The organism is Natribaculum luteum (assembly GCF_023008545.1).
GTDB lineage: Archaea > Halobacteriota > Halobacteria > Halobacteriales > Natrialbaceae > Natribaculum > Natribaculum luteum.
This window is the reverse complement of the sequence record NZ_CP095397.1, coordinates 1,736,616-1,759,213: the sequence shown is the minus strand read 5'-3', so window position 1 is coordinate 1,759,213 and position 22,598 is coordinate 1,736,616. Positions and strand designations below refer to the sequence as shown.

At 64.3% G+C, this 22,598-nt stretch carries 22 protein-coding genes and 2 tRNA genes; 9 read left to right on the top strand and 15 right to left on the bottom strand.

Features of this window, described 5'->3' with window-relative positions:
- The first annotated feature begins 8 nt into the window (after nucleotides 1–8).
- A complete protein-coding gene (locus tag MU558_RS09015; protein WP_246974524.1) occupies nucleotides 9–2,402 on the top strand; it encodes a heavy metal translocating P-type ATPase in 2,394 nt (797 codons plus the stop codon).
- A 1,089-nt stretch (nucleotides 2,403–3,491) separates the two neighbouring features.
- Here MU558_RS09015 and MU558_RS09010 read toward each other — a convergent pair.
- Together MU558_RS09010 and MU558_RS09005 are read right to left on the bottom strand one after the other, a co-directional pair.
- Nucleotides 3,492–3,563, bottom strand: a tRNA-Thr gene (locus MU558_RS09010).
- A gap of 71 nt (nucleotides 3,564–3,634) precedes the next feature.
- Nucleotides 3,635–4,303: a DUF7114 family protein gene (locus tag MU558_RS09005; RefSeq protein WP_246974523.1), complete on the bottom strand. Its 669-nt coding sequence runs from the start codon at nucleotides 4,301–4,303 to the stop codon at nucleotides 3,635–3,637.
- Nucleotides 4,304–4,363: 60 nt separating this feature from the next.
- Between MU558_RS09005 and MU558_RS09000 the strand changes: the two genes are divergently transcribed.
- The gene (locus MU558_RS09000) at nucleotides 4,364–5,068 is read left to right on the top strand and encodes an enoyl-CoA hydratase/isomerase family protein (RefSeq protein ID WP_246974520.1); all 705 of its coding nucleotides are present in this window, start codon (nucleotides 4,364–4,366) and stop codon (nucleotides 5,066–5,068) included.
- Between the two features lie 36 nt (nucleotides 5,069–5,104).
- Here MU558_RS09000 and MU558_RS08995 read toward each other — a convergent pair whose 3' ends face one another.
- The gene (locus tag MU558_RS08995; RefSeq protein ID WP_246974517.1) at nucleotides 5,105–5,899 is read right to left on the bottom strand and encodes an NAD+ synthase; all 795 of its coding nucleotides are present in this window, start codon (nucleotides 5,897–5,899) and stop codon (nucleotides 5,105–5,107) included.
- Nucleotides 5,900–6,052: 153 nt separating this feature from the next.
- Between MU558_RS08995 and MU558_RS08990 the strand changes: the two genes are divergently transcribed.
- Nucleotides 6,053–6,123: transfer RNA gene (locus tag MU558_RS08990), tRNA-Gly, on the top strand.
- A gap of 544 nt (nucleotides 6,124–6,667) precedes the next feature.
- The gene (locus MU558_RS08985) at nucleotides 6,668–7,072 is read left to right on the top strand and encodes a hypothetical protein (RefSeq protein WP_246974514.1); all 405 of its coding nucleotides are present in this window, start codon (nucleotides 6,668–6,670) and stop codon (nucleotides 7,070–7,072) included.
- 21 nt (nucleotides 7,073–7,093) lie between these two features.
- Here MU558_RS08985 and MU558_RS08980 read toward each other — a convergent pair whose 3' ends face one another.
- From MU558_RS08980 to MU558_RS08970, 3 genes are all read right to left on the bottom strand, one after another.
- Complete coding sequence (locus MU558_RS08980) at nucleotides 7,094–7,522, bottom strand: universal stress protein (RefSeq protein WP_246974511.1); 429 nt, start codon at nucleotides 7,520–7,522, stop codon at nucleotides 7,094–7,096.
- Between the two features lie 37 nt (nucleotides 7,523–7,559).
- Nucleotides 7,560–8,738 (bottom strand): inorganic phosphate transporter, encoded by a 1,179-nt coding sequence (locus MU558_RS08975; protein WP_246974508.1) that lies wholly within the window; start codon nucleotides 8,736–8,738, stop codon nucleotides 7,560–7,562.
- A 1,057-nt stretch (nucleotides 8,739–9,795) separates the two neighbouring features.
- Entirely contained in the window at nucleotides 9,796–10,041 is a 246-nt protein-coding gene (locus tag MU558_RS08970; protein ID WP_246974505.1) for a PRC-barrel domain containing protein, read from the bottom strand.
- Between the two features lie 314 nt (nucleotides 10,042–10,355).
- Between MU558_RS08970 and MU558_RS08965 the strand changes: the two genes are divergently transcribed.
- Nucleotides 10,356–10,802, top strand: coding sequence for a hypothetical protein (locus tag MU558_RS08965; protein WP_246974503.1), 447 nt, complete (start codon nucleotides 10,356–10,358; stop codon nucleotides 10,800–10,802).
- A 657-nt stretch (nucleotides 10,803–11,459) separates the two neighbouring features.
- Nucleotides 11,460–12,188 (top strand): TraB/GumN family protein, encoded by a 729-nt coding sequence (locus MU558_RS08960; RefSeq protein WP_246974502.1) that lies wholly within the window; start codon nucleotides 11,460–11,462, stop codon nucleotides 12,186–12,188.
- 52 nt (nucleotides 12,189–12,240) lie between these two features.
- Here MU558_RS08960 and MU558_RS08955 read toward each other — a convergent pair whose 3' ends face one another.
- The 3 genes from MU558_RS08955 to MU558_RS08945 all read right to left on the bottom strand — a co-directional run bounded on the left by MU558_RS08955 (nucleotide 12,241) and on the right by MU558_RS08945 (nucleotide 15,129).
- Complete coding sequence (locus MU558_RS08955) at nucleotides 12,241–12,546, bottom strand: DUF7577 domain-containing protein (protein ID WP_246974499.1); 306 nt, start codon at nucleotides 12,544–12,546, stop codon at nucleotides 12,241–12,243.
- A gap of 119 nt (nucleotides 12,547–12,665) precedes the next feature.
- Nucleotides 12,666–13,565 (bottom strand): acyltransferase, encoded by a 900-nt coding sequence (locus MU558_RS08950; RefSeq protein WP_246974497.1) that lies wholly within the window; start codon nucleotides 13,563–13,565, stop codon nucleotides 12,666–12,668.
- 109 nt (nucleotides 13,566–13,674) lie between these two features.
- Entirely contained in the window at nucleotides 13,675–15,129 is a 1,455-nt protein-coding gene (locus tag MU558_RS08945) for a ribonuclease FAU-1 family protein (protein WP_246974495.1), read from the bottom strand.
- A 139-nt stretch (nucleotides 15,130–15,268) separates the two neighbouring features.
- On the opposite strand from MU558_RS08945, the gene MU558_RS08940 reads away from it, so the two are divergent.
- Entirely contained in the window at nucleotides 15,269–16,282 is a 1,014-nt protein-coding gene (locus MU558_RS08940; protein ID WP_246974489.1) for a PrsW family intramembrane metalloprotease, read from the top strand.
- 54 nt (nucleotides 16,283–16,336) lie between these two features.
- On the opposite strand, the gene MU558_RS08935 is transcribed toward MU558_RS08940, so the two are convergent.
- A complete protein-coding gene (locus tag MU558_RS08935) occupies nucleotides 16,337–16,816 on the bottom strand; it encodes a cupin domain-containing protein (RefSeq protein WP_246974486.1) in 480 nt (159 codons plus the stop codon).
- 75 nt (nucleotides 16,817–16,891) lie between these two features.
- Nucleotides 16,892–17,491 carry a riboflavin synthase gene (locus MU558_RS08930; protein ID WP_246974483.1) on the bottom strand — a complete coding sequence of 200 codons (600 nt, stop codon included), beginning with the start codon at nucleotides 17,489–17,491 and terminating at the stop codon, nucleotides 16,892–16,894.
- 77 nt (nucleotides 17,492–17,568) lie between these two features.
- Here MU558_RS08930 and MU558_RS08925 point away from each other — a divergent pair, with 77 nt between their 5' ends.
- Nucleotides 17,569–17,817, top strand: a complete 249-nt coding sequence (locus MU558_RS08925) for a DUF7533 family protein (protein ID WP_246974480.1) — start codon at nucleotides 17,569–17,571, stop codon at nucleotides 17,815–17,817.
- Between the two features lie 95 nt (nucleotides 17,818–17,912).
- Entirely contained in the window at nucleotides 17,913–18,989 is a 1,077-nt protein-coding gene (locus MU558_RS08920) for an alpha/beta fold hydrolase (RefSeq protein ID WP_246974478.1), read from the top strand.
- 21 nt (nucleotides 18,990–19,010) lie between these two features.
- Here the strand turns inward: MU558_RS08920 and MU558_RS08915 are convergent, their stop codons facing one another.
- The 4 genes from MU558_RS08915 to MU558_RS08905 form a co-directional block, all read right to left on the bottom strand.
- The gene (locus MU558_RS08915; protein ID WP_246974476.1) at nucleotides 19,011–20,057 is read right to left on the bottom strand and encodes a M24 family metallopeptidase; all 1,047 of its coding nucleotides are present in this window, start codon (nucleotides 20,055–20,057) and stop codon (nucleotides 19,011–19,013) included.
- Nucleotides 20,054–21,919, bottom strand: a complete 1,866-nt coding sequence (locus tag MU558_RS08910) for a UvrD-helicase domain-containing protein (protein ID WP_246974471.1) — start codon at nucleotides 21,917–21,919, stop codon at nucleotides 20,054–20,056. Before MU558_RS08910 ends, MU558_RS08915 begins: the two co-directional genes overlap by 4 nt.
- A gap of 96 nt (nucleotides 21,920–22,015) precedes the next feature.
- A complete protein-coding gene (locus MU558_RS23410; protein WP_425607625.1) occupies nucleotides 22,016–22,174 on the bottom strand; it encodes a DUF7563 family protein in 159 nt (52 codons plus the stop codon).
- Between the two features lie 166 nt (nucleotides 22,175–22,340).
- Nucleotides 22,341–22,526 (bottom strand): HVO_0416 family zinc finger protein, encoded by a 186-nt coding sequence (locus MU558_RS08905; protein WP_246974468.1) that lies wholly within the window; start codon nucleotides 22,524–22,526, stop codon nucleotides 22,341–22,343.
- Nucleotides 22,527–22,598 lie beyond the last annotated feature (72 nt).

Genomic DNA, 22,598 nt, shown 5'->3' with positions numbered 1-22,598 from the left:
ACACGTCTATGAGCTCCGACCTCCAATCGACCGACGAAACGGAATCAGCCTCCGGTCAGTGTACCCTGTGCGATCTGCCGACGCCGGACGAACCGATCACCGACCCCGACGTCGACGGGACGTTCTGCTGTCAGGGCTGTCTCGAGGTACAGCGCGCGCTCGGCGACGTCGACGACGCCGAGTCGGAAGCGATCCAGGACGCCCTCGAGGGCGAGACGACCGACCTCGAGGACGTCGACGGGGAGAACGCCTTCTTCGCCGTCGACGGAATGCACTGCTCGACCTGTGAGGCGTTCCTCGAGGGGAAGGCGGCAAACGTCGAGGGAGTTCACGCCGCAGAAGCGAGTTACGCCACGGACGCCGTCCGACTCGTCTACGATCCGGACGTCGTCGACGAGCGCGAACTCCCCGACGTCCTCTCTGGGTTGGGGTACACCGCCCGCAAACGCGGTGACGCCGACGACGGTGAAGAGGGGAGCGAAGCCGACCTCGTGAAGTTTCTGATCGGCGGTGGGCTCTTCGGGATGATGGTCATGATGTGGTACGTGCTCTTCCTGTATCCGACGTACTTCGATTACGAGCCGATTGTCGACCTGGGAGGCTACGATGGGCTCTACATTTTCGGTAATATCTGGTTACTGACGACGTTCATCCTCTTTTATACCGGCTATCCGATCCTCCGCGGTGCGTACGTCAGCCTCAAAGCGGGGTTACCGAATATGGACCTGCTGATCGCGCTCGCTGCCGTCAGCGCCTACACCTACAGTACGCTCGCGATGCTCGTCGGTCGGACGGAGCTGTACTTCGACGTGTCGGTCGCGATCATCCTCGTCGTGACTGCCGGCAACTACTACGAGGGGCTGATCAAGCGCCGGGCAGCCGGCCTGCTGTCCGACCTCACCGAACAGCAAGTCGAGGAGGCACGGCGGTACGACGATGGCGAGACGATCCCCATCGACGAGGTCGAACCCGGCGACCGACTCCTGGTGCGACCCGGCGAACGAGTGCCGCTCGACGGCGAGGTCGCCGAGGGGAACGCCGCAGTCGACGAGTCGCTCGTGACCGGCGAGTCACTCCCCGTCGAGAAAGGCGTCGGCGATGCGGTACGAGGCGGGACGGTCGTGACCGACGCCCCGCTGGTCGTCGCGGTCGGCGACGACGCCGTGAGCACGCTCGATCGTCTGGTCGAACTCCTCTGGGCGATCCAGAGTTCGCGACCCGGCGTCCAGCGACTTGCGGACAAGATCGCGACGATCTTCGTTCCGCTCGTCGTCGTCCTCGCCGTCCTCACCACGGCCGGGCTTCTGATCACGGGGTCGTCCGTTACGGCAGCGCTGCTGGTCGGGCTGACGGTGCTCATCGTCTCCTGTCCCTGCGCGCTCGGGCTCGCGACGCCGCTTGCGATCGCCTCGGGCATCCAGTCGGCCGCGAAGCGAGGGATCGTCGTCGCCACGGAGAGCATCTTCGAGGACGCCCCGGACGTCGACGTCGTCGCACTCGACAAGACCGGGACGCTCACGAGAGGGTCGATGTCCGTCGAGGCAGTCCACGCGGCGAACGAGGAGACGGCAGACGCGGTCGTCGGCCGCGCAGCGGCGGTCGAACGACTCTCGGAACACCCCATCGCTGCGGCGATCGCCGAGTACGCCCCCGAGACGACCGCCGACGTCGACGGGTTCGAGCGGGACAGCCGCGGCGTCAGCGGCGTCGTCGACGGCGACCGCGTCGTCGTCGGCCACCCAGAGCTGGTGCGCGAACGCGGACTGTCGATCTCCGACGAACTCGAGTCCCACGCCGACAGCGCACGCGAAGACGGCGACGTTCCGGTCGTCGTCGGCTGGGACGGCCGCGCTCGCGGCGTGATCGTCGTCGGCGACGCCCCGCGCGAGGAGTGGACGGAGGCCGTCGAGGCGCTCTCGAGCGGGCGCGACGTCGTCGTCATCACCGGCGACGAAGGTGCAGCGGCAGACCGGTTCCGCGACGTCGACGGCGTCGACGAGGTGTTCGCGGGCGTTCCCCCCGAAGCGAAAGCCGAGACGGTCCGTCGTCTCCGGTCACGGGGCACGGTCGCGATGGTCGGCGACGGCAGCAACGACGCCCCCGCCCTCGCCGCCGCCGACGTCGGCATCGCACTCGGTAGCGGTACGAAACTCGCCACCGACGCCGCGGACGCGGTGATCGTCTCCGACGACCTCGGGTCGGTCGCCGAGGCGTTCGACGTCGCGGGTGGAACACACCGGCGCATCCGCCAGAACCTCGGCTGGGCGTTCCTCTACAACGCCGTGGCGATCCCGCTCGCGATCAGCGGGCTGTTGAACCCCCTGTTCGCCGCCGTCGCGATGGCGGCGAGCAGCACGCTCGTCGTGCTCAACTCCTCGCGATCGCTCGGGTCTCGAAAGTAGGGCTCGGACGACTCTCGAGTCGACGTCGGAGACTCGAGTTACGTGGTCGAGCCGTCATCTGCGTGCTCTTTTTCCCCTGTAGTACTCATACGGACTCCTCTCAGTCAGTTCCGGCGCACCCGCGATCCGTCCTGCGGGTGTGCCGGTGCCCAGTGATAGCAGACCGTATGTTCGGTGCCCATGGCCCGGTGGTAATTCTAGCCGAGACAAGTGTTAGAATACAACATATTAAAACTACATCATAAAATATAAATTTATATAATACGACATGAATATGATGCGTGGAGAAGATATACAACGTTTTGCAATTGTCCTATCCGTTTCTGGAGGATCGATTTATTTACAACACCCAACAGGTGGTCCTGGTCTCGTACTAATATACGCGGGATTGGTTCTGGGACTTCTCGGGTTAGTATTAGAAATAGATTAAATAATATATCAGTCCCGTCCTAAAGTCGTCTATCTTTTTTAGGAGAGAGCATCCCGCCGTCGACGGCGGGCGTGAATCGCTGCACGAAGGATTTCGGTGCGCTGTGGCTGTACCGGGTGCTAACCAACGCAAAATAACCAAGATACTCTCGAGTCAGCAGGGTCGAACCACGACCCCACTGCCGGATAGAAATAACGATTGTACGGCCCCGCCAGCACCTCGTCGGTGTGTAAACGTACGTTCCCGACTCGGCAAGCCTCGGCTTGTGGGAAGCCCTGTCGTTTCCGACGGGGAGAAGTCACAGTTCGCCTCTAGTAGCATCAACTGACGACGCCTGCTAAACGAAGTTACCGGCCTTGCTGCTGTGCTCACAAACTCGGCAGTTAACTGTCGAGATCGAGGGAATAGACCTAAACCGGTCGCCGTAGGTGATGGCTTTACGACAGTCGAGCGAGGGTGTGATACGGACTGCTGTAAGTCATTGCCGGCGCACCCGCGACCCGTCTTGCGGGTGCGCCGGTAAATCGTTACTGCAGACCGTATGAGTTCGGCAACATGGAGTGGGAGATCCTCTCGATAGATGCATTGGCCGTCGAATTCGATGAGAAGTTATGCGAGAGCAGCGCTGTGTAGGAATTACGGTCTGCGACGAAGGAGCAAGCCTAGGCCGGGATTTGAACCCGGGCTCTCGTCCTTACCAAGGACGCGCTTTACCGCTAAGCTACCCAGGCGCGCATCTTTTCGTTGACGGGAGTCGTCTTTATGGGTTTCGATTCGACGGAGGGATGCGGCACGTTCTCAGTCACGGATCGGTCGCCGACGTCGCTCGATCCGACCGGACGGTCTCGTGGGCAGTCGCGTCGGTCTCACTCGAGTCGAGCGCAGGAATACACTCCTCGGCGGGTGGGAAGTCGACGCCAGCGGCGTCGCTGATCTCGTTTGCGAGCGCGAGCAGTTCGGCCGTCGGCGTCGCGCCAACGGTGGCCGCTCCGGTGACGACCGCCAGCTCGAGGACGTCACGCTCGAGGTTCGCGTCCAGTCGCTCGACGTCGGCTTCCGACTGGTCGCGCAGCGTCTGATCGCGACCGAACGCCCGGACGGTTCGGACGGCTTTGCCGGCCGCGTCGGTCCGGGCGAGCAGGTAGAACCCGCGGGCGACGAGGATGTCGGCGGCGAGGATCTCGAGGTCGGCGTCGCCGTCGTCCCCGTCGACGGCGGTCCAGGGTTCCTCGTGGGCCAGCGTCCGCGTCAGGCGAAGGCCCTCGTAGATGAGCTGGACGCCCGCCGCACGGTGGGCGATGCTCTCGAGATCGGCGGTCGGATCGATCGCAGCGGCGCTCTCGAGCGTGAGTACGCCCGGCGTCATCGATGCGCCCTCGAGCGTATCGGTGATAACGTCGTGCAACTGAGACGACTCGACGTCCGCGACGGCGTCACGGGCGGCGCGCCGGCAACTGGCGGCCCTGTCCATCAACCGGGGCTTACGGCGGGGGAGGCAAAGACCTTTGGAAACGCCGGTCCACACTCACGCATGATCGACTCTCACGCAGACGGACGGGTTCGAACGATCACGATCGATCGCCCGGACGCCCGCAACGCGCTCACCTGGGACGGGCTGGACGAACTCGAGGCGGCCGTCGCGGCTGCAGACGAGCCGGTGATCTTCCTCGAGGGGGCCGGGCCGGCGTTTTGCGCGGGTGCGGATCTCGACGTCGTCGCCGAACTCGACGGCGACGGTGCCGAGGAATTCGCCAAACGTGGACAGCGCGTCGCGCGGGCGGTCGAAACGTCGTCTGCAGTGGTCGTCGCGGGAATCGACGGCGCGGCACGCGGTGGCGGCCTCGAGTTGGCGCTCGCCTGTGACGTTCGCGTCGCGACGCCCGAGGCGACCTTCGGTGAGCCGGGAGTGACCTTCGGCCTTTTCGGCGCGTGGGGTGGCACCGTCCGCCTCCCGCGCGTGATCGGGGAGGGAAACGCCCTCGAGTTCGCGCTCTCGGGACGAATCGTGGACGCCGAAACGGCACTCGAGATGGGGCTCGTCTCACGGATCGTGGCCGATCCCCGATCGATCGCGACGGAGATCGCCGAGAACGCCCCGGATGCGCTGACAGTGCTGAAACGACGGCTTCGCGACGACGCCGATCGGGAGACGCGAGAGCGGCGAGAAGCGGAGGCATTCGCGGAACTCGTCGCGGCCCACGCCGACGACGTGGCCGCGCTGCGCGGCGAGGACTGAGGTCACGACGACACATTCGAGAACGTGCGAGAGCGGTCAGAAGAGGGGGTCGGGTGCGGGCGGAACGTCGCGTTTGTGCTCGCTCGATTCGTACATACCTCGAACCTGGGCGACCGTCTCTTCGTCGACGCCGAGGTGGCGGCAGGTCGCGGCAGCCGAGAGCGGCCCGTCGACGTGGGTGGCGAGAATCGTGTCGAGGGTGTCGTATGAGAGTCCCATCTCCTCTTCGTCGGTCTGGTTGGCCCAGAGTTCGGCCGTGGGGGTCTTCTCGACGAGGTCCTCGGGGACGCCGACGTGGCGGGCGAGCTGGCGAACCTGTGCCTTGTAGAGGTTTCCGATCGGGTGACAGTCGACCGCTCCGTCGCCGTACTTGGTGAAGTAGCCGACGGCGGCCTCGCTGCGGTTGCCCGTCCCGAGTACGAGTCGATCTTCGTGGTTCGCGACCAGGTAGTTCAAAACCGCGCGGACGCGCGCTCTGGCGTTGCCCACGGCGACGTGGTCGCCCTCGGCCTCGGAGTAGGCCTCGAGTAGCGTCTCGATTACCGGTTCGATCTCGATCACGTCGAAGGGCATATCGAGCTCGAGAGCGACTCGTTCGGCGTCGCTCATCTGCTCGTCGGCGCTGACTCGAGCGGGGAGGACGAGTCCGTGGACGCTGTCCGCCCCGAGTGCTTCGACTGCGAGATGAGCCGTGAGCGTGCTGTCGATGCCACCGGAGAGACCGAGGACGGCCCCGTCTGCACCTGCGGCGTCCACCTGATCGCGAATGAAGTCGGTTATGTGCTGGCGGTGCAACTCGAGTTCCTCCTCCGAAAATCGAAGGTCGAGCATCACCACGCCGTACGATGGCAGCGGTGAAATAGACACCCATGACGCGAGAGACGTGGACGAACGTTCGATTTCGGCTCTGACGGTGGCGGGGAGACGCGTGAATGATCGGAAGCGCTACGTTCAAGTGCCGCCGGCGAAAATCTCGATACGGGAGCGCCGGTGGTCTAGTGGTAGGACATGAGCTTCCCAAGCTCATAGCCCGGGTTCAATTCCCGGTCGGCGCATCTTGCGACGAACAGCCCGTGAGTTGCAACTGGACTCGAGGGAATTGAATGAGACGAGTCACAGCCCGGAACGGCGGCAAAGCCGCCGCACGCCCGGACTGTCTCGGCGTGGTTCAATTCCCGGTCGGCGCATGATCTTCCCGCCTTCCTCCCGGTAGGTATCTGCGTGTCGTGAGAGAGGCGAAGACGACGGGACGAGCTCCTGCGCCGGGGTCGATTTTCGAACCCCGACATCGCCAGACGGGTTGCCGATGGCGGAGCGAAATCCCTCGAGAAGATGGGCGCAGACGCGTCGACAACCTGGATCTGCGGATGGAGCCGAGTTCGCTCTCGATTGCCGGAGCGATATATCGAAAGAGCGGACGATATTCAGAACCGACCGGCACGCAGGTCCCCTCGACGGACGTATTCTTGCCAAAGGATTTCAACCGGCCCATGGAACGTAATAGAAAGTGATGGGCTCGAATCGGAAGCTGATTCCACGGAAGAACCGTCTTCGAACGGCGTCCGCTTTACGGGGCGTACGAATACGTACCGATCGGTCATGCTGAACCCAGTCCGCGTCGACGCAATTATCGATCTCGCCTACGGGGCGTTGATCATCTTTGCGATCGTGCTGATCGCGAGACTCGAGTTCGGCATCGGGATCGCCTTCGGTCTCGGTGTCTTCTCCGCCTACATCCTTCACGTCGTCTGGAAGATGGCCAGGTTCGATCCCGAGTGGATGAGCCAAGCCGTCGAGGAGACGGTAGATGAGACGGTCGAAACCAAAGTGGAGGAGACCGTCAAGGAAACCGTCGAACAATCGGTCGAAAAGACGGTGGGCGGACAGATCGAGACGATGCAGGCGCAAGTCGAAGCCGTCGACGAGCGCGTGGATCGACGGCCCCGCGAAGAGCAGGTCGAAGAGCTCATCGAGGAATCGGACGAAAAGGAGTCCGACACGTAGCAACTCGAGAATGGAACGGCATCAACGCACGATCGTTACCGGTACCGACGCCCGCTTCGACACCGTCTCGGCGACGTTCCCGACGAGAAAGCGGTGCGTCGCACGAGTCCAGTCCTCGCCGTGACTTCCGAGGATGATCGCGTCGTAGTCGTCGGCGCGATCGATGATATTTCGGGCCGGGTGGCCGATGCCGACGACCGTGTCGATCTCCCGATCCCGTTCGTCGGCTCTCTTGCGAGCGCGTTCGAAGACGGGGGTAGCGCGTTCGGCAGCGGCCTCGTTGATGTCGTCCTCCAGCGAGAGACCCACCGCGTCGCCCATCATCATCGACGGGACGCCGACGACGTGTAAGACGGTGATCTCAGCATCGGGGTGGTTGTCGAGCGCGTACTCGAGGGCATGTTCAGCGTGTTCAGAGTCGTCCATCGGAACGAGAATTCGCGAGAGCATGCGGCAGTTTAGATCGTCCACCTATGTAAGTGCTCGATCAGGTAATCCCCGGAACGACGGTGAAAAACGCGTAGGCCAGGAGCGTCGACATCGACGGGCCGATGATCCACATCGAGACGTACTTGACGATCGCCCGTGGATTGAAGAGATCGGCCGCGTTGAGCACTTCTTCGGGCTCTTTCTCGCCGATCGCTGGCGTCGGTGCCTCCTCCTTTTCTTCGGCGACGATCGCACCCAATTCGATCTCTCGATCCTCGAGATCGCCGGTGACCGCTTCGCGGACGGTGATCGGACGCGTCGCCCGCCCCCAGCCGATGCCGACGATCGTCATCACCGTCGCCATCACGAGGCTGATCGGGATGCCGATCCAGGAGAGGGTGGTCGTGATCGTCGACGCGGTCACCATGACGAACAGCGCCGCAAGCAGCGGAATGTCGCTCAGTTCGCCGCCGACCGACTCCATCGTTCGGCGAGCGATCGTAAATCCACCCAGGCCGATCGCGAGCGTGGCGACGACGATCGCGATGTCCGTGTTTAGTCCGCTGACGCCGCCGACCAGCGGCGCGGCGGCGTTCGGGACGTTGCTCGCACCGGCGCTGAACGCCATGTAACAACCGATGACGAGGACGACCACCGTTGTGGCGAGTTCGAACCACGTCGTGTTCGGACCGAACGCCGGCTTCGGAACCGCCCCCTGCCGATCGAGGACCAGTAACGGGCCGTCGGATTTTTCGATCCGGACCCGGCGGTTGACTTTGGGATAGATGTAGCGCCCAATGATCACGCCGATCCACAACCCGATAATCGGCGTGACGATCCACCACGACAGGATCTCGGCGATCGTCGCATAGTTCAACGTGTCCGTCGCCAGTCCGAGTCCGGCGATCGCACCGACAGTCGTCATCGACGTCGGAACGGGGACGCCGAAGATATTGGCGACGAGGATCCCCAGGCCGATGAAAAAGAGCACGGCGACGCCCGCCGTCAGGGTGAGATCGATCGTGATGATACCCTCGCTGAGCGTATCCATCACGTTTCGTCCGACGGTCCACCCGCCGAAGAAGACGAAAAACGTCATGACCGCCGCGGCCGTCGTCTTCCGGACGATCCCAGCACCGACCGACGGCCCCCACGTAATCCCCGTCGACGAACCGCCGATGTTGAATCCGACGAAAACCGACGCGACGACCCCGACCAACAGAACGGTCTCGACCATCGATCGATGATACAGGTGTACTGGTAAAATAAGTACGGTAGCAAATAGATACATTATCTCGCAAGAAGAGCTTCCGAACCAGTGTGACACTCCCGTCGAAAAAGCATAGCCTGAGTTTCCAACCCGAACGTTCAAGTTGCAAGAATCGCTATACAGTGGGACGGTCAGGTCGGAACGGAGCGGATTCCGAACGGCCTTCGGAGGCGGCCACGCCGCCAACCCAATGAGACAATATCCGAAACACCGACGCGGTGAACGCGAATCCTCGAAGGGTTCGTCACTGTGCCCGTCGGTCGAGCAAGCCCGACGATACCTCCGAGTCCGTCGAAGCGTCAGCGACTCCCTGCTGGCAAAAACAACTGATGGAAGTTACCGACGCCGAGGATAGGAGTAACGGCGGTTTGGCACCGCCAGCCAGCCACCGATCACAACGACTGGGTGAAACGAGTTCCCGTGAAGTGGCGGCGTCCGTGGTTGCAAACCTGAAACTCCCACCGCTCGGGATTCCTGCGTCTTCAGGCGCAAGAGGATGTCAAGGGCTGGGCAAATTGTAATTCTACTCGTCGTGCTACGACTCGACCGCCCGTACCGAAATTTGAAGACGACTTAGACGATTACACTCCGAACACCCGATTCGGGTTTTATAAATCCGGCTCTGTTGAGATCCTCTTCTTTAGAGACAAACTCTCGTGGAAACACCGCTCACTACAGGCGCGAACGGGACCGGTCCACCGAGTCGCGAACGCGGCCACAAAATCTAATACGCCCGAATCGATGGCCACAATGCTCAATACGGTCGTTCACCATTGTCGACGTGGAGTCGGGCTACAACGGTCGGGGTGGTCGGTATGGGCGATGGATGGGAAAGGAAGGCCACAGCCCCCACGAGCGAGCGTTCGACGACAGGCTGTCGGTCAAATGCTACGGGGGCAGACGAGTGCGTACCGAACGCGGGCTGAGTCGGTGCGGCTCACGCACGGCGTTTTACCATCATCTTTGAGGCGACTCCCGAGACGTGTCGCTCGAGAAATATATCGGTTCGCCAGACTCGAGTCGCTCAGAGGGTCCCTCGGAGGTGGACGCCCTCGTCGGTGATTTTCTCGATGCTCCCCTCGTCGAGCGGGTGGGCGTCGGCCGTGACGTCGCCCCAGCCGAGTTTGGCTTTGATCGTGTCGGTGAGGCTCGGATCGGGGTCGACGTAGCCGCGGCCGTCTTCGACCTCGACGATGCGGCCGATCGCGGCCCCGTCTGAGTTCAGTACTCGTTTGCCTTCGTCGTCTTTGGTGAGTGTCGTTCTGGACATGGATTACGGAAGATGAGGGTCGGACGGATCTCGTTTGGACGAATCCGGCGTGCCGATTCGCAGTTCGTCGTCCGAGGAGTCGTCGCTGTCGGCGTCGGTGGAGGTGTCCGCCCCGGTGACGCGGGTCGCTGCTGGCTCTCTCGCTGGCTCTCGTTCGGTGGCGGGCCTCGTCGGCTCTCGTCGCTCGTAGCCGGTTCCCGACGGGCGACCCGGCGTCTCGAGACGCGGCTCACCCCGCGGGTCGCCTCGCTCCGACAGTCCGCGTTGGCCACGAGACGGCGGTTCCGGTGGTGGCCCTGACTCCTCGCCGGTCGATGGCGGACCCGCCCTGCGGTCACTGCTCGGAGACGGCCGGCCGCGGGAGCGCTCTACGTCTGGGTCGGACGCCGTTCGGGACGTGGAACCGCCGCGAGTGGGCCGTAAACCGCGTCCGGAGTCGGCTCGCGGCCGAGTGGACTCGCCGAAAGGCTGTGGTGGAGCGTCTGTCGGTGGTCGAGGCGAGCCGGGTGACTGCTCTCGAGGAGGTCGTGACTGCCGATTCGTCTGCAAATCAGAGCGTGATCGCCGAGAGGATTGTGGCCGTTGTGGCGGTGGGTCTCGTCGAGATCGAGACCGGTGCTCCCGACCAAGTGGTTGTTGGGGTGGCGGTGACGTTGGCTCCTCCGGCACGAACTCGCGTCGCTCTCCTCGCTCCGGAGGCGACTGGCGAGCGGGTGGCGCGGTTCGAGACGCTCGTGCCGAGCGGCCGCCAGAGACCGTAAACTGGTCGGCTTCGGGCGGGCGTTCCGACCGTCGCTCGCCTGTCTCCGACTGACGTCGATCAGGGAAAGGGATGCGTTGCCATCCTTCCCGTGGCCGCCGGTGGGGCTGGTCTGTCGGTTGCGAGGGCGTCACCGACCACTGGCGACGCTCGGACGGCGAATGAGGGTCCTGACGTGGCAGGTCACGCGCGGCGTTTCGTACCTCCGGGGAAGGTTGCGAGCGGACAGTTCGCGAGCGATTCTCGGGGCGTTCGGGTCGATCGTGTCGGCGCTCCGGCCGGTTCGACGCTCGGTCGCGGGTCGGCGGGTTGGTCTCGCGTGATCGTCGCGTCCAGTCGTCGTCACCCCGGCGCTGGTCGAGCGGGTGGTCGGACGCCTCTCTGTCGGTTCGATCTCTCATGCTCGAGTCAGTCTCACGAACGACACGCACGCATCGGGCAATAAAGCGAAGAAATCGTTTTGTCGTGCCACCGCCGCTTACTGGAAGATACACTGTAGAAAGTGATGATTACGAATACGAGCGCGAGAACCGATTAGAGAGCGGACGACGGCAGGGAATCGTTTCCAGGCGGCGATCGTCACCGTCTCGAGCAACGAGTTGTTTGCAGTCAGCAACGGAAGTGTTATGCTGGTAGCAGCGTATTACTATTCGACTTCATGGCCGAGTTTCCGTCGAGTGTGGTCTCGTTCGACGACCCCCGCGTAAACCCACGATTCCTCCGGTGGATTCCAGGAGACGAGGGCGACGTGGTCCTCGTCGGTGTCGTCCACGACCATCCCGCGAGTGTCGCTCGCGTACGCATCGTTCTCGAGTCGGTTCGACCCGACTCTCTCGCTCTCGAGTTACCGCCCGCTGCGGTCTCGCTGTACCGGGCGCACGCCCGAAAGACGGCCTCGTTCGGTGGCGAGATGACCGCGGCGATCCGCGCCGCTCCCGACGCGAGAGTGATCGGCATCGACGCGCCAAACTGGTCGTACGTCGGCCGACTGGCCGCGCGACTCGCCGCCGATCGGGTCCCGCTGTCGACCGCGAAACGAGTGCTCTCGAGTCTCGGCGCGGCGACCCGCCAGGCGCTCACCTGCCGGCTGGCCGCGACGCTCACCCACGCGACCTCGATGACGGTGACGTGTGGCGAGCCGATCGAGTACGACGTCGACGCGGCCGACCCGCCGGAACGACAGGCCGACCACGAGCAGAGACACGTCGCCGGCGTCCAGGCGCTGCTGGGGAGCACGAGCGGAAGCTCGCTGGCCTACCGCGACGAGACCCGCGAAGCGTGTATGATCGACCGGCTCGAGTCGGCCCGCAAAGACGGAGACGTCGTCGCCGTGGTCGGCATCGATCACCTCGAGGCGCTCGAGGCGGCACTGTCGGACTCGACGTAACGACAGTCGGTCGAGTGACGGTCGAGACGGACCAGCCACGAGCCGAGATGGATTACTGCCGAAGCGTCGAGATGCAGTTCCAGCAGTAGGTGAACGTCTGGTCGGCCTCGTTTCTGACGCCACAGTGAGGACAGCGGATGGTCTCACCGTCGAACTCCGGGTCGCTGTCGACCTCGTCGCTCGAGCCAGGATAGCCGTCGGGACTCGAGGAGTACCGTGCGCCCGCGCGGTTGCCGTCGGCGAACGAGGGCGAAAGCGACTGCTCGTCGCTCTCGTCGCGGGCGTAGAAGTAGTACAGTAGCAAGTGGAGGAGGGCGAACAGGATCACGTACCCGACGAGCCAGCCCCAGAGCTCCATCGGTGTGCCATACGTTCTCTACCCACTTGGCTATTCCGCGGGCAGTTGCTGGCGATGACCGTCTTCCTGCGAAGAAAGAGACGAGAGCGATCACTCCGCGGTCGTTCGCGGGCAGGCGGTTACTTCGGGGGCTCGAGGTCGCGTCCGAACTCGTCGAACTGCTCGAGGTCGTCGGGGAGGTCGTACTCGATCCGGCGGTCTTCCTGTCGGTTGACGCCGGCCTCCTCTATTGGGACCGCCACGTCTTCCCAGCCGGGTTTGATTCTGACGCTCTTTGCGGGCATACCGACGGCGATGTGGTGGGCGGGAACGTCGTGCTGGACGATGCCGCGCGCGCCGATGATGGCGTTTTCGCCGACTTTGCAACCGGCACGAACCATTGCGTCGTAGGTGAGTCGAACGTCGTCTTCGACGATGGTGTGGTAGTTACGGACGGTCGTCTGGTCGACGACGTCGTGATCGTGGCTATAGAGATGGACGCCATCCGAGACCGAGACGCGGTCGCCGATCGTCAATCGGCCGCGATCGTCGAGATGGACGTCGTCGTGGATCACCGTGTTGTCGCCGACGGTGATGTTGTGTCCGTAGGTGAACGTTATTCCCTTGAAGAACCGACAGTTGTCCCCACACTCCTCGAAGAGGTGGTCCGCGAGCATCCGGCGAAACCGGAGGGCAAACTCGACGTTGTCCGCGATCGGGAGGCTGTCGAACTGTCGCCAGAGCCACTGGAGGTGTTTCGACTCCCGGAACGCGTCTTCGTCTTTCTCGGCGTAGTACTCGCTCTCGAGCGTGGTGTTACAGGGGTCGTAACTCTGTAACCGAATGCGCTCGGCGGGCGAGACTGCTTCGCCGGCTTTCCACCGTTCGTAGGCGTCTCGGTCCCCCGAAAGGTCGATCAAAACGTCCTCGACGACGTCGCAGGTGTCCTCGTCGCTTGCGAGTCGCTGATCGACCTCCTCGATGAACTCGCGCATACCAGCCTCGGCCTCGTCAGGGAGCGAGACGTACCGCTTGGTCATACACACTCCTTACCTGGCAGCATTGATAGGCATTCGGTTGTGCGTTCGCTTTGCCAGACCGCCTCACTGGACCGTGTGACGAGGTGATAGAGCGGGAGACGCCACTGTCTCACTTCGACAGCGCCCGTTCGACGGCCGTCGCGACCCCTCGAGCCTTTTCGGCTACCGCTTCGGAGACGTGCCCCTTCGAGACGGCCGCGGCGAGCTCGTCCTCGTCGACGACCGCGACCGTTCCGTCGGACCGCCGGATCACGTCCACGTGGAGGTCGACGTACCGGGCGCAGTCGGGGAACAGTTCGAGGGGCGTACAGACGTTGACGTACGTCCCCTTCGCGTTCCCGTCCGCGTCACGGTAGGTCGTCGGGTACCACCAGCGACCCTCGCGCAGTTTCGTCACCGCGACGTCGCCCTCTTCTTTCGGAACGTCGAGCGCGTCGTACGTTCCGCCGCCGCGCATCCTGCGTTCGAGCGTGACCGTACCGTCTGGCTCCCACGCCGTCACGTCGCCGGTGCCGAGTGTGAGCAGTCTGCCGTCGGGTTTGCCGTGTCCGAGCGCGAGTCGGTCGCCCTTGAGTGGCCCGAACTGCCGGGCGACGGTCGCGAACGGGAACGCCTCGCGGTCGTCGTCGGCCATCGCGTCGTCGTCACCCGGCGACCAGCGATCGCCACAGACCGCCTCGGCGAAGTCGACTGCCGCACTCGCCGCCCGGTCTGCAGCCTTGGTGCGGTGGTGGCCCGGCATCGTCGTCTCGACGGTCCGGCGAGCGTCGTCCAGCGCGAACCGCGACTCGCGGCCGAACCAGAGCCAGGCCGTCGCCTCGGGCGCGACGAGTCGGCGCGGTTCGCCGGCTTCGTCGGGCGCGTCTGCGAGCGCGTCCTCGAGGTCGCGCGCCCGATCGGCGACCTGCTCGAGTGCGTTCGTCATCGCCTCGAGGTCGGCGTCGGTCGCGGCGTGACGCCAGCGCAGTCCCCACCCCTGCGGGGCGTCCACCGAGAGCAGGTCGGTCATCCCGACGAGTTCGGTTCCGCGCTCGCCGTCGACCGCCGCCGAGACGCCCGACCGGCCTTTCGAGAGGGTGAGCAGTCCGGCCTGGACCTCGAGCGTCGGAGTAACGAGCGGACGGTCGTCGTCCCACGGCGGCGTCGGCTCCTGGACCTGGACCCGGTAGCGGTCGCCCTGATCGACGTAGCCGTCGACGTCGTCGTACTTCAGGTAGCCTCGAAGTCCGTCGCCGAGGTCGACGACGGCTCCGCGGCCGGTCGTCTCGACGACCTCGGCGTCGAAGACGGCTCCCCGCGGTGCGTCGTCGTCCCACAGGAAGGTGTCGATGGCGACCGACTCGAGTTCCGTCGCGACTGTATCGACCGCCTCGGGCGCGCCGGAGACGGCGACGCCTTGCCGGTCGCGGGTCGTCTCGATCGCGACGTCCGCGGGGGCGACCGAGAAGTCGGCGTCGAACCGCTCCTGGATCGGTTCCGAGGCCTGGACGACCTCGAGACCGTTCTCGTCGATCAACTGGGTCACCGCCGTCGCGTAGATGCCACGGACGCGAACGGTCGTCATCGCGGCGTCACCTCGAGCGACGAACGATTGGCGTGCATGTCGACGGCTTGGCGTGGAACGCCTTTGTGGATTCCGAGTCGTCGTGGGGGACGAACGCTCTCGGTTAACGTATTACTTGACGGAGAACATATCGGAAACTATGGGTACCAGGCGAGATCCGGTCGATCGAGCGGCCGACGAGTCGACTGACCTCTACGACGTCTCGACGTGGGAGCCGCGATCGGCGGTCGACGTGGTCGCCGCTGTCCTCTACAGGGGCCTCACGTACGGGCTCCGGACGATCGTCATAGTGACCGCCGCGTTGATTACCGTCTCGTTGCTCGCGACGCCCGCCGTCGTCGTCGCCGAAGAGCCTCTCATCAGCGTCTTCTTCGGCCTGTCGACTGTCCCGGCGCTCGCGCTCGCAGCCTACATCTGGTACGCGGACATCACGACGAGCGAACCGCTCTCCCTGCTGGTCGCCACGTTCGTCCTCGCGGTGCTGTTCGCGACGTTCGGTGCGGTGGTCAACGCGGTCGGGGGCTCGTTCGTCCAGCCGATCCCGGTCGTCGGGAGCGTCCTCTTTTTCTACCTGATCGTCGGCCCCGTCGAGGAGACGGTGAAGTTACTCGCCGTCCGGGTCCTCGCCTACCGGAGCGACAGTTTCGACGCCGTCATCGACGGCGCGGTGTACGGTGCCGTCGCCGGCCTCGGCTTCGCGGCCATCGAGAACGCCGTCTACATCGCGGGGTACGTGGCCGACGTCAGTCCCGAAGCGGGGCTGTTCACCGCCGCGAGCGGCATCGCGACCCTCCGGGCGCTCGTCGGGCCCGGCCACGTCATCTACTCGGCCATTGCCGGCTACTACCTCGGTCTCGCAAAGTTCAACCCTCAGTACGCCGGCCCGCTCGTCGTGAAGGGCCTGCTCGTCGCCTCGTTCGTCCACGCGACCTACAACACGACCGTCGGGGTCGTCCCCAACGCCATCGCGAGCCTCTACCCGATCAGTTCCGAGGTCGCGTTCGTCGGCTACGTCGTCGTCTACGACCTCGCCATCGGCTACTACCTCTACCGAAAGATCGCCCGGTACCGCCGCCTCTACCGCGCCAGCGGCGCGGACGGCAACGACGACCTCTCGTCCGAGTTGACAGAGTTCGAGCCGCCACAGCGGTAGCGGGCGTTCGTCCCGGGGCAAGCTGCGATCGGAGCGGTCACGGCCAGGAGTCGGCTACGCATCCTCCCAGTAGCCGACGTCCCCGTCGATCGGGTAGTAGCCGTGGAACGAGCGTTCGTCGCGTCCGCCCGGTGGTGATCCGACGAAGACGCCGAGCTTCTCCATCTCCGGGTAGATGGTCACGTCCGGTTCGTTCATGGTCGACACCGCGAGGTACCGCAGCGGGTCGTCGCCGTCGTTGACGACCTGGTGGCCGCCGGTCTCGTCGGCCGGCAGGGAGACGTAGTCGCCGGCCTCGAGCGACGCCTCGCCGTCTTCGAGCCGGATCGTTCCCTCCCCCTCCAGGACGAAGATCGCCTCCTCGTTGGCCGTGTGGTAGTGGTACGGCCACGACCGCTTGCCAGCCTCGAGTTCGTACAGACTACAGCCGAGCTGTTCGGCGTCGACCGCGTTCGAGAGTTCCTTGCGACGGAACGCACTCGTTCCGTGGTCGTACTCGTTCCACTCGACGTCCCGTTCGTTGCATTTCCCCATCCCTCGGAGAAGGGACGGCGAACGGCTTGAAAATTGTGCCGCAGTTACACGACAGGGTGCTCGAGCAGAGTGTCGCTACTCGACGTACCCCTCGAGCAGTCGCTCGACGTACTTCGCCAGCACGTCCACCTCGAGGTGGACCGGATCGCCCGGCTCCTTTTCCGAGAGCGTCGTCAGTTCGTAGGTCGTCGGGATGATCGCGACCGTCACGCGGTCGTCCTCGAGGGCCGCCACCGTCAGGCTGATCCCGTCGAGCGTGATCGAGCCCTTCTCGACGACGTAGCGGTCGTACCCCTCGGGGAGCTGGAACTCGAAGAACCAGTCTTCGCCCACCGATTCGATCGAACGGACCGTCGCGACCGCGTCGACGTGCCCCTGCACGACGTGGCCGTCGAACCGGCCGTCGGCCGGCATCGCCCGCTCGAGGTTGACCACGTCGCCCTCTGTGAGGTCGCCGAGGTAGGTCCGGGAGACGGTCTCCTCGGCGAGAAACACCTCGAACCACGACCCGTCCTCGAACCGTTCGACCGTGAGACACGCCCCGCTGACGCTGATGCTCTGACCGCACTCGAGCCCCGTCGCCACCTCGTCGGCGGCGATCCGGAGCCGCAGGCCGTCTTCGGTGCGCTCTCGAGCGACGATCTCGCCGGTCTCCTCGACGATCCCCGTGAACATACTCGAGGGTGGCAGGCGGCGAGTGAAAGCCGTTCCGGGTCGGCGCGCTTTTGGGAGTCGCCGCGCTACTCGAGGTAATGGCTGGGATCATCGATACGATCACGTTCGCGGGCACGCTGATCCTCGCGGTTCCCGCAGCACTCGCCGGCCTCGAGCTAGTCGCCCGCGGAAATACGGTCGTCGGCGCGACGCTCGTCGGCCTCGCCGTCGGACTCGTCGTCCTCGAGCGGTACCTGACGTTGCCGACGGACCTCCCCGGACTCCTCGCGAAACGCGTCGTCGGCGCGGTCGTGAAAGAACCGGACTCGGAGTCGGACGATAGCTGAGCCGACAGTTACTATCCTCTCCGACAGAGACGAACAGAAAAATATAACAATTTGTTAAGATAAATCTTTGGGGGCCGGCCACGATTTATCCCGCTATGACGCTCGAAGAGCGGTATCTGGAGAACGAATACTACACGCAGGACGAACAGGGGGAGTTCGACCTGTTCGATCTCGGTGACTTCGAGTTGGCCGAGGGCCGAACGCTCGAAGACTGCAAGCTCGCCTACAAGACGCGCGGAGAGTTGAACGACGAGAAAGACAACGCGGTGGTCTTCCCGCACATGTACTCGGGGACCCACCGCGACATGGAGATGTACGTGGGCGAGGACATGGCACTCGATCCGAACGAGTACTTCATCATTCTCCCGAACCAACTCGGCAACGGTCTGTCGACGTCGCCGCACAACACCCCGCCACACGAGGGTGGAATGGGGAATTTCCCGGAGGTCATGATCGAAGACGACATCCGGGCACAACACCGGTTGGTCACCGAGGAGTTCGGGATCGACGAGGTGCAGCTGGTTCTGGGATGGTCGATGGGCGCCCAGCAGACCTACGAGTGGGCGGTTCGCTACCCGGAGATGGTCAAACGAGCCGCGCCGATCGCGGGAACGGCCAAGGTCACGCCCCACGACCAGCTCTTTATCGAGGCCCACAAGGAGATGATCACGTCCGATCCAGCCTGGAACGATGGCTTCTATACTGAACCCCACGCGGTCATCACCGGACTCAAGCGACATGCACTGATCTGGTCGGTGATGGGCCTCTGTACCGACTTCTATCACTACACCGAGCGGGCGTGGGAGCGTGCGGGATTCAATTCCATCGAGGACTTCATGGCGAACTTCTGGGAAGACTGGTTCCTCCCGATGGATCCGAACAACCTGCTGACGATGGCGACGAAGTGGCAACACGGGGACGTGAGCAGAAACACGGACGGCGACCTCGAGGCCGCGCTCTCGAGAATCGAGGCGAAGACGTTCGTGATGCCGTTCGAGGAGGACATGTTCTTCCCGGTTCAGGACTGCGAGTACGAACAGGAGATGATCCCGGACAGCGAACTCCGGCCGATTCCCAGCCTCTGGGGTCACTTCACGATGTTCGGGATATTCGAGGAGGACAAAGAGGCCATCGACGAGAACATCAGAGAACTGCTGGAGACGGAGGTGTGAACCCGCCGAAACCGTCGACGACTACGATTCGAACGCGGCGGGATCGAGCGAGCGAGACGGCTTCTCGAGCCACTCCGCCGTCTCCGACCTGGAGAAAAGCAGGTCGGCGACGCGAACGGTGTCGCCGTCGGTCCCGGTGACCGCGGCCTCGAGTCGGACCACGTGGCCCGTCTCCACGGCGTCGCCGTCGGCAGGCCGCTCGCGACGCTCGAGACCGACGCTGTAGACTGCCGTCTCGATTCCCTCCTCGAAACCGAAGGCAACGACCTCGGCCTCGAGGTCGGCCTCGACGGCGCTGGTCGGCGGTTCGTCGGCGGTGAGCAGCGCACGGGCGGACGCCAGGGCGCGGGTGACGGCGACGTGAGCCCGTCGCTCCCATCCGCCGTCGCCGTCGACGACGAACGTCCGGACGAGGCCCCCGTGGTAGCCGTCGGTCTCCTGCGGTGCCAGCTCGACGACGATCGGTTCGCCCGCGGGCAGCGCCACGTCGGGGTCGGTTCCAGCCGAAACAGCGGTGTTCCCGGCGGGGAAGCCGCCGGCGGCGACGACCGCCTCGTCTGCCAGTCGGCGCAGTCGATCCGGCGTCAACGGGTCGCCGTCGACTGCGAGCGAGCCGTCGACGACGGTCGCGTCGGCGAGCACCGACGCCGCCCGTCGAAGGCCCGCGCCGGCTGCCGCCTGTGCGCGCTCGATTCGCTCGCGTTCGCCCGGCGTCTTCTCGGCGCGTGCGTGGTCTACGGCATCGGTCGAGGCGAGCGAGAACCCGGCGCGTTCTATGTACAGCGCCGCGTCGTGGGGGACGGTCTGTGGCGTCAGGATCGATCCGTCGAGGCCGCGCTCACGTAATCGGGCGGCGAGCCGTTCGGCGGGGTGGTCACTCGAGTCGGACCGACGACACGCGAGCCACTCCGCACCGTCGAACGCGACCGCGACGGGGTCGCTCGCGTCGACACGGCAGTACCGCAGCGTGGGATCGCGGTCCGTGGCGACGTGGGCGAACGCGTCGGCCTCGCGGGCCTCGAGTTCCGCCCGGAGGGTCGCCTGCAGGTGTCGCCGACGGTCGGTCACGGCGCTTCGGCTTCAGCTTCGGCTTCGGCCTCGACCGGTCGTTCGGCCTGTGCGATCAGTTCCTCGACGCCGGCACCGGTCAGGCGATTGTTGAGCAGGACGTCGATCGGGAGCGTGGGCGCACCGTCGACGAGGTTTTCGAGGAGGACGAGTCGCTCTCGAGCGCGCGACATGCCGACGTAGAAGACGCGCCGCTCGTTGTCGGTGAGCACCGGCACGGGCGAGGTCGTCTTGGTGAACTCCTCACAGCCCTCGACGTCCGTGGGGTCGTCGACGGTCGCGACCATCTGTTCGACGACCTTCTCGGTGAGGTCGGTCGCCACGAAGACGTGGTCGGCCTCGCGGCCCTTCGCCGAGTGGATGGTGCCGACGCGGACGCGGTCGGGATCCATCATGTGATACTCGCCGATGGCGAAGTACGCCTGGATACTCTTTTTCTGGAAGTTCGTCACCTTCCGGACCATGTCGGCCGCCGAAGCTGGACCGGGCATGAAGGGGACGTGTTCTTCGACGACCTCGAGTGGGACCGTCAGTTCCTGGAGGTCGTCGACGTCCGCTTTCTCCTGGAGGTCGTCGATCACGTCGAACAGGTCGTCACGGTCGTTAGTGCCGAACGCGGAGTCCATGAGCATGTCCGCGAGGCGGCGGGCCTGCAGTCCGTCGACGTCCTCGCCGGCCTCGACGGCCTCGACGGCGCGGACGTACTGGGTGAGCCGGTCGGTCCACATCCGCTGGTCGGTCAGCGCGGTGAAGGGGACGCCCTCGGTGATGAACTCGTCGACGAACTGGAACATCTGGTAGCGTGCCCGGAACAGGAGCATGATTGTGCCGTCGTCCTCGACGAGCGTGCGCCGGACCATCCGGACGAGGTCGAGCATCGACCGGTTCTGGTGGGCCTCGACCGAGCCGCCATCCTTGCGCGGTTCGAGGTCTTTGTCCTGGCGCTGGTCGATGTGGCGGATCTCCTGGTTGACCGCGTTGAGGACGTTCGACGGCAGTCGGTAGGAGTTTGGGAGAATGACGTCCTCGTCGACGTCCTCCTCGAGCAAGAGCGCGGGATCGGCGCCCTGCCAGGAGTAGACGACCTGGTCGTCGTCGCCGGCGATCAGGACGCGTTTCACGTGCGGTTTCCACTCCTGGTAGACGTCGTACTGCAGGGTCGTGATGTCCTGAAACTCGTCGATCACGAGGTAGTCGACGTTGGGGACCAGCGAGCGCTGTCTCACCCGCTCTAACATGTCCGCGAAGCCGATCTTGCCCTCCCGGCCCTTGTAGGAGCGCCAGGCGCGGATCGCCTCGGGGACGTCGATGCGGTCGTCGTCGGAGGGCCAGGTAGGCGTGTACTTGTTACCCTCCTGGGCGTTCGGGTCGATCTCCGGCGGGAGGCGGACCTCCTCGACGTCCCACTGGAAGGGGACGTCGTACCAGTCGGCGACGTCCCGGCGGGTACGCTGGAGCCACTGACTCGTCGCGATGATCTTGTTACCGATCGTCGTCGATCGCGCCGTCCGGCGGCCGGCACCGCTGTATTCGTCTTCGTATTCGAGTCCGTACTCCTCGCAGAACTCCTCTTTGTCCTTCTCGCCGATGACGTCGCCCCGAGAGAGGTCGAGCAGGTCGTAGGCTTTCGCGTGCATCGTACAGACGTTTCCCTGTAGTGCACGCGGACTCTCGTCGAGCCGTTCGGCGAGGCGTTCGCGAACCTCCTGTGCTGCCGCTCGCGTGTACGAGACGACGAGGATGTCCCGGAAGGTGACGCCCTCCTGGTCGAGGATCTCCTCGACGTGGTCGAGGAGTGCTGTCGTCTTCCCGCTTCCCGGGCCGCCGAACAACCGGGTCACCTGCGTCTCCGTGGTACTCATTATACCCATACTGGGCCGCGACACCTATAAGTCACGTGGGTTTCATGCGAGAAAATCGAGACCGACGATCGACGGCGAGTCGACGCGTTCGATCGATCAACTGCTTCGGGGTGAGCGGGCGGTGCGAATCTCCGCGCCGTCACGGATCTTGTCTTCACATTCTGGACAGACGCGGGGATTCTCGACCCCGGGCGGGGTGAACACACGAGCGTACGCGTCAGTGACGAATGAACCGCAGTTTTGGCATTCCGGCATTTCGTCTCTCCATGTTCCTGTACGGAAACAATACGTAATAATTGTATCGACGGTTCAAAGAGGAAAATACCTCCGGAATTGGCGATGGCGTCGCTGTTCGACGCGGCAGCGGCAAAAAACGGATCGATTCGAGCGAACGGCGCTCGAGCTCGGCGGTACGAAGGCGCTATTCTCGAGGGTCCCACCCACAGACGGTACACGATGTCGCGGAGAGGTCGTGAAGACCGCCACACTCTGGACATTGCTTTTTGTTGTAGTCTTTCTCCCACCCTACTCGTTCGACGCTGTGACCGCGGTCGGTCAGAAACTGGTCGAACACGTCGTCGTCGGCACCGTTGGGTGCGGATGCCATAGTGATGGTATGGCACACCAAGCTAATAAATCGTCGGGTCGTGGCACTCGTTACCACATGACAAGTACGCCG

Excerpts from the sequence above, each read along its gene's own strand:
- MU558_RS08980 (WP_246974511.1), bottom strand. The coding sequence starts at position 7,522 with ATGCTCTCGCGAATTCTCGTTCCGATGGACGACTCTGAACACGCTGAA.
- MU558_RS08960 (WP_246974502.1), top strand. The coding sequence starts at position 11,460 with ATGGCCGAGTTTCCGTCGAGTGTGGTCTCGTTCGACGACCCCCGCGTA.
- MU558_RS08970 (WP_246974505.1), bottom strand. The coding sequence starts at position 10,041 with ATGTCCAGAACGACACTCACCAAAGACGACGAAGGCAAACGAGTACTG.
- MU558_RS09000 (WP_246974520.1), top strand. The coding sequence starts at position 4,364 with ATGATCGACTCTCACGCAGACGGACGGGTTCGAACGATCACGATCGAT.
- MU558_RS08930 (WP_246974483.1), bottom strand. The coding sequence starts at position 17,491 with ATGTTCACGGGGATCGTCGAGGAGACCGGCGAGATCGTCGCTCGAGAG.
- MU558_RS08925 (WP_246974480.1), top strand. The coding sequence starts at position 17,569 with ATGGCTGGGATCATCGATACGATCACGTTCGCGGGCACGCTGATCCTC.
- MU558_RS08905 (WP_246974468.1), bottom strand. The coding sequence starts at position 22,526 with ATGGCATCCGCACCCAACGGTGCCGACGACGACGTGTTCGACCAGTTT.
- MU558_RS08955 (WP_246974499.1), bottom strand. The coding sequence starts at position 12,546 with ATGGAGCTCTGGGGCTGGCTCGTCGGGTACGTGATCCTGTTCGCCCTC.
- MU558_RS08985 (WP_246974514.1), top strand. The coding sequence starts at position 6,668 with ATGCTGAACCCAGTCCGCGTCGACGCAATTATCGATCTCGCCTACGGG.
- MU558_RS09015 (WP_246974524.1), top strand. The coding sequence starts at position 9 with ATGAGCTCCGACCTCCAATCGACCGACGAAACGGAATCAGCCTCCGGT.
- MU558_RS09005 (WP_246974523.1), bottom strand. The coding sequence starts at position 4,303 with ATGGACAGGGCCGCCAGTTGCCGGCGCGCCGCCCGTGACGCCGTCGCG.
- MU558_RS08940 (WP_246974489.1), top strand. The coding sequence starts at position 15,269 with ATGGGTACCAGGCGAGATCCGGTCGATCGAGCGGCCGACGAGTCGACT.
- MU558_RS08910 (WP_246974471.1), bottom strand. The coding sequence starts at position 21,919 with ATGAGTACCACGGAGACGCAGGTGACCCGGTTGTTCGGCGGCCCGGGA.
- MU558_RS08950 (WP_246974497.1), bottom strand. The coding sequence starts at position 13,565 with ATGACCAAGCGGTACGTCTCGCTCCCTGACGAGGCCGAGGCTGGTATG.
- MU558_RS08935 (WP_246974486.1), bottom strand. The coding sequence starts at position 16,816 with ATGGGGAAATGCAACGAACGGGACGTCGAGTGGAACGAGTACGACCAC.
- MU558_RS08965 (WP_246974503.1), top strand. The coding sequence starts at position 10,356 with ATGGCGGACCCGCCCTGCGGTCACTGCTCGGAGACGGCCGGCCGCGGG.
- MU558_RS08920 (WP_246974478.1), top strand. The coding sequence starts at position 17,913 with ATGACGCTCGAAGAGCGGTATCTGGAGAACGAATACTACACGCAGGAC.
- MU558_RS23410 (WP_425607625.1), bottom strand. The coding sequence starts at position 22,174 with ATGCCGGAATGCCAAAACTGCGGTTCATTCGTCACTGACGCGTACGCT.
- MU558_RS08975 (WP_246974508.1), bottom strand. The coding sequence starts at position 8,738 with ATGGTCGAGACCGTTCTGTTGGTCGGGGTCGTCGCGTCGGTTTTCGTC.
- MU558_RS08945 (WP_246974495.1), bottom strand. The coding sequence starts at position 15,129 with ATGACGACCGTTCGCGTCCGTGGCATCTACGCGACGGCGGTGACCCAG.
- MU558_RS08995 (WP_246974517.1), bottom strand. The coding sequence starts at position 5,899 with ATGCTCGACCTTCGATTTTCGGAGGAGGAACTCGAGTTGCACCGCCAG.